Source organism: Cupriavidus sp. R6-3 (assembly GCF_059772245.1).
The window spans coordinates 1-10,569 of record NZ_JCBAJO010000162.1 but is presented as its reverse complement, the minus strand read 5'-3'; the positions used below and the strand labels follow the sequence as shown (position 1 = coordinate 10,569).

Below are 10,569 nucleotides of genomic sequence, written 5' to 3'. Positions count from 1 at the left end.
CGTGCCCGCCAGCGCGGCGGAGCAGGCAAGGAAGCGGCGACGATCGATGGGCATGGCGTCTCCTGGCGAGCCGGCAACTTCCCGGCCATTGTAGGTAAGACGCGCCGATTTGGCACAGCCGCCGCCGCGGCCTTCCTCCCGCTCAGATCACGGTGGCCAGCCCCAACGTCAGCAGCAGCGCCACCACCGAGATGATCGTCTCGCAAACGGTCCAGGTCTTGAACGTCTGCGCCACGGTCATGTTGAAGTACTCCTTGACCAGCCAGAAGCCCGCATCGTTGACGTGCGACAGGATCAGCGAGCCCGCGCCGGTGGCCAGCACCAGCAGCTCGGGCCGCGTGCCCGGCACGCTGGCCGCGATCGGCGCGACGATGCCGGCCGCGGTGGTCATCGCCACGGTGGCCGAGCCGGTCGCGATGCGGATCATCACGGCGACCAGCCAGCCGAGCACCAGCACCGAGACGTTGGCGCCGGTGGCCACTTCCACGATCGAATTCGAGATGCCCGAGTCGCGCAGGATGCGGCCGAAGCCGCCGCCGGCACCGACCACCAGCGTGATGATCGCGGTGGGCGCCACCGATTCGTTGGTGAAGCGCAGGATCGCCTCGCGATTGAAGCCGCGCGCCTTGCCGAAAGTGTAGAAGCTGACCAGCGCGGCGATCAGCAGCGCGATCACCGAGTTGCCGATCAGCTTGAGGAAGTCGTTGGCCCAGGTCTTGGGCGTCGTCACCAGGTCGGCGCCGCTGCCGATCAGCATCAGGATCACGGGCAGCAGGATCGTGAAGACCGTGATGCCGAAGCCCGGCAGCGCCTGGGCCGGCGCGGTGTCGTCGGCTTCCTCGATGAACTGCGCCGCCAGCGGGTTGTCGGCGGGCAGCTTGATATGGCGGTCCATCAGCTTCGCGAAGATCGGACCGGCGATCGCCGCGGTGGGGATGCCCACGATCAGCGCGTACAGGATCGTGCGGCCGATGTCGGCGCCGTAGGCGGTCACCGCCAGCAGTGCCGCCGGATGTGGCGGGATCAGGCCGTGCACCACGGACAGGCCGGCCACCATCGGGATGCCGACCTTGACCATCGAGGTGCCGGTGCGCTGCGCGATATTGAAGGCGATCGGGATCAGCAGCACGAAGCCGACCTCGAAGAACACCGGCAGGCCGACGATGAAGGCGATGGTCGCCATCGCCCAGTGCACGTTCTTCTCGCCGAAGAAGGCGATCAGCGTGCGCGCGATGCGCTCGGCGCCGCCGGACTCGGCCATCATCTTGCCGAGCATCGTGCCCAGGCCCACCACGAGCGCGATATGGCCGAGCGTGCCGCCGACGCCGGCCTCGAACGACTTGACGATCTCGTTCATCGGCATGCCGACCGAGAAGCCGAGCAGCACAGAGACGACTACCAGCGTGATGAAGGGGTTCAGCTTGAATCGCGCGATCAGCACGACCAGCGCGATCACGGCGATCAGCGCATACAGCAACAGCGTGGTTCCGGTGACTGGGACCATGTTGTCTCCTTGGGGTGCGCGGGGCCGGTCGGCGCCGCGGCGTATGAAAGAGGCCGCTGGCGCGGCCCGGTTGGGAAAAGGGAAGGGGAGGCGGCCTGGATTCGCTGTATCCGCCTGTATCCGCGGGATCAGGGCAATGCGCGGAATCGGCGAATCGGCTGAATCAGCGGATTCCGTGGATTCAGCCGCCCGGACGCTTGTAGGCGATGCAGTCGATCTCGACCTTGCAGTCGACCACCATGCTCGACTGCACGCAGGCACGCGCGGGCGGATTGGCGCCGAAATACTGCTTGAAGATCTTGTTGAACGAGGCGAAGTCGCGTGCGTCGTCGAGCCAGACGCCGCAGCGGACCACATGCTCGGGGCTGTAGCCGGCCTCGGCCAGGATCGCCAGCACGTTCCTGATGGCCTGGTGGGTCTGCGCGACGATGCCGCCGTCGACGACCTCGCCATCGACCATCGGCACCTGGCCGGACACATACAGCCAGCCGTCGGCAGCGACCGCGCGTGCGAACGGCATGTGCTGGCCGCCGGTGCCGGTGCCGCCTTCGACGCCAAAGCGTTGGATATCCATGAAGACTCCTTCGAACTGAATACGGGAAACGGTGAGCTTGAAACAGGGGGGGAGCGTGCGGCCTTACGTGTCCGCGATGTTGTCCGCGTTGCGGTTCGCGATGGTGTCCGCGACGGCGGGGACCGGCTCGCCGCGCGGCAGGAAACGCCCGGCGCGCGCGCCGGTGGCGCGCCGCTGCGACCAAGACAGCGTGCCGTTGACCCACACCGCGGCGATGCCCTCGGCCGGCTGCATCGGCTCTGTGAACGTGGCCGCGTCGCGGATCGTCGCGGCGTCGAACAGCACCAGGTCGGCCCAATGGCCTTCGCGCACGAAGCCGCGTCCCGCGAGGCCGAAGCGCTCGGCCGACAGGCCGGTCATCTTGGCGATCGCCATCGTCAGCGGAAACAGCTCGCGGTCGCGCGCATAGTGGCCCAGCACGCGGGGGAACGCGCCCCACAGGCGCGGATGCGGCAGCGGGTCGTTGGGCAGCCCGTCCGAGCCGATCACCGTGGCCGGATGCGCCAGGATGCGGTCGACGTCGGCGTCTTCCATGCAGTGATAGACCGCGCCCGCCGGCTGCAGGCGGCGGGCCGCCTCGTGCAGATCCACCTGCCATTCGGCCGCGATATCGGCGAGCAGGCGTCCGCCCATCGCGGGATGCGGGGTGGACCAGGTCACCATGATGTCGAAGTCGCCGGTGACCTGCTTCAGGTCCAGCGTCGACGAACTGGCGGTATAGGGATAGCAGTCGCAGCCGACCGGCTGCCAGCGCTGGGCGGCATCGAGCGCGTCCAGCACCGCGCCGCTGCGGCCCCAGTTGTCCACGCCCGCGCATTTGAGGTGCGAGATCACGACCGGCACGCGGGCATGGCGGCCGATGCGGAAGGCCTCGTCCATCGCGTCGAGGATCTCGGCGAATTCGCTGCGCAGATGCGTGGCGTACAGCGCGCCGGCGCGGGCCAGGGGCTCGGCCAGCGCCAGCACTTCCTCGGTCGGCGCGGCAAAGGCGTTGGCATAGGCGAGGCCGGTCGACAGGCCGAGCGCGCCGTGGTCCAGTGCCTCCTGCAATTGCGCGCGCATCGCGGCGATCTCGTCGGCGCTCGCCGCGCGGTCCAGCCGGTCCAGATGATTGCTGCGCAGCGCCGTGTGGCCGACCAGCGCGGCCACGTTGACCGCGGGCCGCGCCGAGGCGATGGCATCGACGTAGGCCGAAAAGCTCGGATAGCGGAACGCGCTCGCATCGCCCAGCAGGTTCATCGGATCGGGCGGCTCGCCGCGCAGGGCCACCGGTGCCGCGCTGATGCCGCAGTTGCCGACCACCACGGTGGTCACGCCCTGCGACAGCTTCGGCGTCATCTCGGGCTGGCGCACCACGTTGGTGTCGTCGTGCGTGTGGACGTCGATGAAGCCCGGTGCCAGCACAAGCCCGTCGGCCTCGACGACCTCGGCGGCGGCGATGCGTTCGCCGCCATCGTCGTCGGCATCGATGTCGACGATGCGGGCGATGCGGCCGTCGCGCAGCCCGACATCGGCGACGCGCGCGGCGGCGCCCGAGCCGTCGATCACGGTGGCGCCGCGGATCAGCGTGTCATAGGTGAAGAGGGTGTCCGAGCTCGCTGCCATGGTCAGTCTCCGAGCGGCTGACGGCTGTCGCGCATCCCGGCGCCGCCGCGCTCGCCGCTGCCCCGATGCGCGTCCAGCACGTACTTGAGTCGCCGCAGCCGTTCCTGGCTGTCGTCCTGCTGCAGCAACGCCAGCCGCGTGGCCAGCACGTCCAGCACCAGCAACATCGCATAGCGCGAGGCCGACGGCTTGAAGATGAAATCGGTCTCCAGCGCGCGCACGGGCAGCAGCACGTCGGCGCGCGCGGCCAGCGGCGAGCCCAGCGCGGTCACCGCGATCACGCGCGCACCGTATTCGCGCGCGACATCGCAGCTGGCCAGCATCTCGGGCACGCTGCCGCTGACCGAGAAGGCCAGCACCACATCGCCCTTGACGAGCGTGGCCGCGACCATCTGCTGCAGCACCGCGTCCTGATAGCTCGCGACCGGCCGGCCCAGCCGCGCCAATCGATAGCGCGCCTCGTCGGCGAGCCAGGTCGAGCCGCCACCCATGCCGAAAGCGTAGACCATGCGCGCGTCCTGCAACAGGCGCGCGGCGCGTTCGATCTGGGCCTCGTCGATCAGTTGGCGATTGGCCTCGAGCACGGCGACCACGTCCCCATGCAGGCGGTCGGTCAGCGAGGGCGGAGCCGCTTCCGCGCCCGAGTCCGCGCCGACGGTGCCGGGCTCGTGCTGCAGGAAGCGTTGGCCGACCGCGGTCGCGCGCGCCAGCCGCAGCTTCAGGTCGCGCACGTCGCGGCAGCCCAGCGCCTTGGCCAGGCGCGTGACGCTGGCCTCGCTGACGCCGGCCCTGCGGGCCAGCGCATTGATGCTGGCCGAGGCCGCGCCGGCGACGTCCTCCAGGATGACCTGGGCCACCTTCTGCTCGGCCAGCCGCAGCGTCGGGCCGCGCTCGGCGATGCGGGTCAGGATGTCGAAGGCAGCGGGCATGGGCTTGGCGAAGGGGTGCCGGACGTCGGGCCTGGCCTCGGTGAGGCCGGGGCATCGCAGCGTGTTACTTTATAACAAGGATGAAATATCGTAATTTCGCCGCTATCATTACGTCAATCGAAAATTTCGGCAGCGCGCCACAGTGTGTGGCTGGGCGCGGCAAGGCGGACAACGGCATGCGTGATATAAAGTACCAGAGCGGGATCATTGATCCGCTGAACAAGGCGCTCGGCAAGCTAGAGGCGCCGCTGGCGCCCGCCGAGGCCGCCACCGGCTGGCGCCTGCTGGACGAGGAACTGAGCCTGCCGGCCGCGGTGCTGTACGAAAGCCGGCTGGCCCACAACCTGGCCTGGATGCGCCGGTTCATGGACGAATACGGCGTGAAGCTGGCGCCCCATGGCAAGACCACGATGGCGCCCAAGCTGTTCGCGCGGCAGCTCGAGGCCGGCGCCTGGGGTATCACGCTGGCGACCGCGCAGCAGACCGCCGCCGCCCATGCGCATGGCGTCAAGCGCGTGCTGATGGCCAACCAGCTGGTGGGCCGGCGCAATATGGAGATCGTCGCCGACCTGCTGCGCGATCCCGATTTCGAATTCTTCTGCCTGGTCGACTCGGCCGAACTGGTGGACCAGCTCGGCACGTTCTTCCGCGCGCGCGGCCAGCGCCTGCAGGTGCTGCTGGAACTGGGCGTGGAGGGCGGGCGCACCGGCGTGCGCGACGCCGCGCAACAGCAGCAGGTGCTGGACGCGCTGGACCGTTGGTCCGACGCGCTGACGCTGGCCGGCGTCGAGATCTACGAGGGCGTGCTGCAGCAGGAGGCCGATATTCGCGCCTTCCTGCGCCGCACCGTCGCGGTGACGCGCGAACTTGCCGCGCAGGGCCGTTTCGGCGCGGGTGCCGAACCTCGCCCGGTGGTGCTGTCCGGCGCGGGCTCGGCCTGGTACGACGTGGTGGCCGAGGAATTCGCCGGCGCCGACATCGGCGCGCCGATCGACATCGTGCTGCGGCCGGGCTGCTATCTGACCCACGACGTCGGCATCTACCGGCAGGCGCAGCAGCGCATCCTGGCCAGCAACCCGGTGGCACGGAAGATGCGAGAGGGTCTGCAGCCCGCCTTGCAGCTGTGGGCCTATGTGCAGTCGATCCCCGAGCCGGACCGCGCGATCGTCGGCATGGGCAAGCGCGACGCCGCCTTCGATGCCGGCATGCCGATTCCGGCGCGGCACTTTCGTCCCGGTTCGGCTGATCGCGGGGCAAAGGACGACGCAAAGGACGGGACAAAGGACGGGGCAAAGGACGGGGCAAGCGCGCGGGGAACCGCGCCGGTCGATACGCCGTCCATACCTTCTCACTGGGAGATCACCGGCATGATGGATCAGCACGCCTATCTGCGGATCGCGCCGGGGGACGATGTGCGGGTCGGCGACATGATCGCCTTCGATATCTCGCACCCTTGCCTGACCTTCGACAAGTGGCGGCATATTCCGGTGCTGGACGACGAACTGCGCGTGGTCGATATCGTGCAGACCTTCTTCTGAAGTTTCCCGCTTTTTCGGTCCTCCGGTCCTCCGGTTCCCCGGTTCTTCCGTTCCCCTTTCTCCCGTATCCGCGATCGCACCATGAGCATCGATATCCTGGCCTTCGGCGAAGCGCTGGTCGAGTTCAACCAGCAGCCCGACGCGCCCGAACGCTATCTGCAGGGCTTCGGCGGCGATACCTCCAACTTCTGCATCGCCGCCGCGCGCCAGGGTGCGCAGACGGGCTTCATCAGCGCGGTGGGCGCCGACAGTTTCGGCGAGCGCCTGCTGGCGCTGTGGACGCAGGAGCGTGTCGATACCCGCCATGTGCGCACCGACCCGCGGGCGCCGACCGGCGTCTACTTCGTCAGCCACGACAACCACGGCCATCGCTTCGACTATCTGCGCGCCGGCTCGGCGGCGAGCTGCTACAGCCATGACGATCTGCCGCAGCAGGCGATCGCCGAAGCGCGCTATCTGCATCTGTCCGGCATCAGCCTGGCGATCAGCAACACCGCCTGCGATGCCGGGCTCGCGGCAATGGAGCTGGCGCGCAAGGCGGGCGTCAAGATCTCGCTGGACACCAATCTGCGGCTGCGGCTGTGGTCGCTGGCCCGCGCGCGCGGCATCATGCGCGAAGCGCTCGGGATGACCGATATCTGCCTGCCGAGCTGGGACGATGTCACGGTGCTGACCGGGCTCGACGACCGCGACGCCATCGTCGACCATCTGCTCGGCTGCGGCGTGAAACTGGTCGCGCTCAAGCTGGGCGAAGAGGGCGCCTACGTGGCGACGACGGATGCGCGCGCCCTGGTGCCCGCGTATCCGGTGCAGCCGCTCGACGCCACCGGGGCCGGCGATTGCTTCGGCGGCAGCTTCGTCGCGCGGCTCGCCGCCGGCGACGATCCCTTCGACGCGGCCCGCTATGCCAACGTGGCCGCCGCGCTGTCGACCACCGGCTATGGCGCGGTCGCGCCGATTCCCTCGGCGGAAACGGTGCTGGCGCGGCTGGCCGAATCCGTCTCGGTGATCCGATGATGGCGCCGGTCCGCGCTCGCGGTGCTGCCGTGCGGCGTTGCCGTGCGACGGCGGACGACGCTTCCTTTCAACCCGTACCGACTTCCTTCCCGATAACGCCATGCCCAGCCAATCTCCCTCTCTGATCGACCGCCTGGCCGGCGTGCCGGTCATTCCCGTGCTCGAGTTCCACTCCGTCGACGAGGCGCTGCGCGTCTCCGAGGCGCTGGTGGCCGGCGGCCTGCCGGTGCTCGAAATCACGCTGCGCACGCCGGTCGCCATCGAGGCGATGCGCGCGGTCGCCGCGGCCTTGCCGCAGGCAGTGGTCGGCGCCGGTACCGTGCTCGATGTCGCGCAGCTGCATGCGGTGCGCGATGTCGGCGCGCAGTTCGCCGTCTCGCCCGGGCTGACACCGCGGCTCGCCGAAGGCGCACGCGATGCCGGCATTTCGCTGCTGCCGGGTGTGGCCACCGCCAGCGAGGCGATGGCCGCGCTCGAGGCCGGCTTTACCTTCCTGAAGTTCTTCCCGGCCGAGGCCGCCGGCGGCATGCCGATGCTGAAGTCGCTGAACGGGCCGCTGCCGCGGCTGCGCTTCTGCCCGACCGGCGGCATCGACGCGGCGCGTGCGCCGGCCTATCTGGCGCTGCCGAACGTGGTCTGCGTCGGCGGCTCCTGGGTCGTGCCCAAGGACGCGGTCGCCAGCGGCGACTGGGCGCGCATCCGCTCGCTGGCGGAAGAGGCCGCGGCGCTGCGGCGCAGCTGAGCGCCGGCTTCCTGCCGCGCAATTTCGGCGCTCCTTCGGTCCTTCTTTCGAGCGCCTTTCGCGCTCGTGCGGCGCTCGTGCGGCGCTCGTCCGGCGCTTGTCCGGCGCTTGTCCGGCGCTTGTCCGGCGCTCGTCCGGCGCTCGTCCGGCGCTTGTCCGGGTCCGTCCGGCGCCGGCAAGCGCTCGGCATGCGCCAGCCCGGCGCGCCTCGCGCGCTGCAGCACGGCCGTTGGCCTGCTGTCGGACAAAGGCGGATTGTCCGGGCCGTCGGCGCCACCTAAGCTGACAGCATCCGGACTGATGGAGTCGGCATGACGGCGTTTGCGGTGTCGTGGGGGAAAGCGAGGCCGCGCACGGCGAGCTGGTTGCGCTGGCTCGCCACGGTGACGCTGGCGCTGAGCGCTTCCGCCTGCGCCAGCCTGCCGCAGGATGTACCACGCCGGCCCTCGACCGCCTTCGCCGGCTGGGCCGATACGCCGCTGGGCCAGGTCGTCGCCCGCAGTACGCCGGACCCGGCACTGTCCGGCTTCCACCTGGTGTCGTCCGGCGAAGAGGCCTACGGCACGCTGATCACGCTGGCCGACCGCGCCACCCGTTCCCTCGATCTGCAGTACTACATCGTTGCCGCCGACGAATCGTCGCGCGAGATCCTGCGCCGCGTGCGCGCGGCCGCCGAGCGCGGCGTGCATGTGCGGCTGCTGGTCGACGACCTGCACAGCGACGGCAAGGACCCGGCCTTCCTGCGTTTCGCACGCCATCCCAACATCGAGGTGCGCTACTTCAATCCGTTTCCCGCAGGGCGCTTCTCCAAGCTGACGCGCTTCATCAGCGTGGTCGGCGACGCCCGCCGGGTCAACCGGCGCATGCACAACAAGGTCTTCATCGCCGACAACGCGATGGCGATGACCGGCGGCCGCAATATCGGCAACGCGTATTTCCTGCGCGCGCCGGATACCAACTTCGTCGATCTCGACGTGGTGGTGGCCGGCCCCGCGGTGCGCAGGCTGTCGGCGGGCTTCGACGAGTACTGGAACAGCCAGTACGCCTATCCGGTGGAGGCACTCGCCAATCCGAACGAGGCGGCGCCGGGACCGGCGGGCACGCCGCCGGGTTCGGGCGTGCAGGCCGCCGGTAATCGGGAAACGGAAGGGGCGGGCGGATCGTCCGGCTCGGGTTCCGGCAGATCGGGCGTTGGCGGATCGGCCTCCGGTGCATCGGGCTCTGGTGGTTCGGGCTCCGGTGGATCGACCGGTTCGAGCGGTTCGTCTTCGCCGCCCGCGCCCGAGCAGGCGCTGGTCGACGAGGCCGCGCAGCGCGAGGCCGAGCAGAAGCGGCTGGAGGCGAGCGGCATGACGGCGCCGCAGAAGATCGATCCGAACAAGAGCTTCCTGGCGCGCGAGCTGATCCGCGGCGGCAAGCTGAACTTCGAATGGGCGCGCGCCAGCGTGCTGGTCGACAACCCCGCCAAGGTCGAGCCCGACAAGCTGCCAGACAGCGACGACACGCTGGCCGACGAGGTCGCGCGGATGATGAACGAGGCGCGGCAGGAGATCATCATCATTTCGCCGTACCTGGTGCCGGGCAAGCGCGGCGTCGAATGGCTGACCGGCCTGGCCCGTCGCGGGGTCAAGATACGCGTACTGACGAACTCGCTGGCGGCGACCGATTCGCCGATCGTGCACGTTGGCTACAAGCGCTATCGGAAGGAACTGCTGCGCGCCGGCGTCGAGCTGCACGAGCTGAAGTCACGGCTGCATCGGCAGCAGCGCGCGGTGGGGGACTTCAAGTCCTCGCAGGCGAGCCTGCACGTCAAGGCGGCGGTGGTGGACCGCACCACGCTGTTCGTCGGCTCGATGAACTTCGATCCGCGCTCGATCACGCAGAACACCGAGACCGGCATCATCGTGCGCAACGAGCGGCTGGCGGGGCAGGTGGCGCAGCTGTTCACGGGCGCGATCGGCGTCAACAGCTGGCGCCTGCGGCTGTCGGAGGACGACAAGCTGCAATGGGTGGACGGGCAGGGCAAGCAGGCGGTGGTGCTCGATACCGAGCCGGATACCACCTGGTCGCAGCGCTTCTGGATCGACGTGCTGACGCCCTTTACGCCGGAAGAGCTGCTGTAAGCCGCCGGCAGCGGCAAGGCGCCGGCTGCATCAAGGCACCCGCTGCCCAGGCTCCGATTGCAGCAAGGCGCCGACTACTGGAGGCGCCGGCAGGCCGCCGCGCAGCTGGCGGGCGGCCTGCCGGGTTGCCTGCCTGGCTTACTTGTGACGATCCGCCGCGCCTTCGAGCTTCTGGCCGCCGCGCTGGATGTCCTGGCCGAGCCCGGCCATCGTGTTGCAGCCGGTCAGCAGCACAGCCAGCATCAGACCGAAAATCCAACCTTTTTTCACACTGCGCTCCTTTTGAGATGTTGCGAACGGGGCGATTTTACAATTGGTGCGGCCCGCTGCGCACAGGGCAGTGTGGCTATTTGTAACGGCCGGCCGGGCGGACGAACGGGCAGGGCGCCGAAGGGGCGCAGAGCGGACGCAAAACGGATGCGGAAGGTGCCGGAAGGGGCAACGAAGGGGGGACGGTGCCCTCCCTAGACGTAGGCGATCAGCCTTCCGGCCGCGATCACCAGCGTCCAGGTCAGCAGCGACAGCACCGCCGCGGTG

General features: G+C 69.3%; 9 protein-coding genes. 4 read left to right on the top strand and 5 right to left on the bottom strand.

Annotated elements, in window-relative coordinates:
* Positions 1-142: 142 nt before the first annotated feature.
* From AC6EI8_RS19620 to AC6EI8_RS19605, 4 genes are all read right to left on the bottom strand, one after another.
* The gene (locus tag AC6EI8_RS19620; RefSeq protein ID WP_149318135.1) at positions 143-1,504 is read right to left on the bottom strand and encodes a GntP family permease; all 1,362 of its coding nucleotides are present in this window, start codon (positions 1,502-1,504) and stop codon (positions 143-145) included.
* A gap of 181 nt (positions 1,505-1,685) precedes the next feature.
* Positions 1,686-2,078 (bottom strand): RidA family protein, encoded by a 393-nt coding sequence (locus AC6EI8_RS19615; RefSeq protein WP_498382660.1) that lies wholly within the window; start codon positions 2,076-2,078, stop codon positions 1,686-1,688.
* A gap of 63 nt (positions 2,079-2,141) precedes the next feature.
* Entirely contained in the window at positions 2,142-3,683 is a 1,542-nt protein-coding gene (locus tag AC6EI8_RS19610; RefSeq protein WP_498382659.1) for an N-acyl-D-amino-acid deacylase family protein, read from the bottom strand.
* A gap of 2 nt (positions 3,684-3,685) precedes the next feature.
* On the bottom strand, positions 3,686-4,612 hold the full coding sequence (locus tag AC6EI8_RS19605) for a MurR/RpiR family transcriptional regulator (RefSeq protein ID WP_498382658.1): 927 nt from the start codon (positions 4,610-4,612) through the stop codon (positions 3,686-3,688).
* A gap of 176 nt (positions 4,613-4,788) precedes the next feature.
* On the opposite strand from AC6EI8_RS19605, the gene AC6EI8_RS19600 reads away from it, so the two are divergent.
* From AC6EI8_RS19600 to AC6EI8_RS19585, 4 genes are all read left to right on the top strand, one after another.
* Complete coding sequence (locus AC6EI8_RS19600; RefSeq protein WP_498382657.1) at positions 4,789-6,150, top strand: amino acid deaminase; 1,362 nt, start codon at positions 4,789-4,791, stop codon at positions 6,148-6,150.
* 81 nt (positions 6,151-6,231) lie between these two features.
* Positions 6,232-7,167 (top strand): sugar kinase, encoded by a 936-nt coding sequence (locus tag AC6EI8_RS19595; RefSeq protein ID WP_150083442.1) that lies wholly within the window; start codon positions 6,232-6,234, stop codon positions 7,165-7,167.
* A gap of 100 nt (positions 7,168-7,267) precedes the next feature.
* Entirely contained in the window at positions 7,268-7,909 is a 642-nt protein-coding gene (locus tag AC6EI8_RS19590; protein ID WP_265634363.1) for a bifunctional 4-hydroxy-2-oxoglutarate aldolase/2-dehydro-3-deoxy-phosphogluconate aldolase, read from the top strand.
* Positions 7,910-8,220: 311 nt separating this feature from the next.
* Positions 8,221-10,032, top strand: coding sequence for a phospholipase D family protein (locus AC6EI8_RS19585; RefSeq protein WP_150083443.1), 1,812 nt, complete (start codon positions 8,221-8,223; stop codon positions 10,030-10,032).
* A gap of 138 nt (positions 10,033-10,170) precedes the next feature.
* Here AC6EI8_RS19585 and AC6EI8_RS19580 read toward each other — a convergent pair whose 3' ends face one another.
* The gene (locus AC6EI8_RS19580) at positions 10,171-10,302 is read right to left on the bottom strand and encodes an entericidin A/B family lipoprotein (RefSeq protein WP_149318142.1); all 132 of its coding nucleotides are present in this window, start codon (positions 10,300-10,302) and stop codon (positions 10,171-10,173) included.
* Positions 10,303-10,569 lie beyond the last annotated feature (267 nt).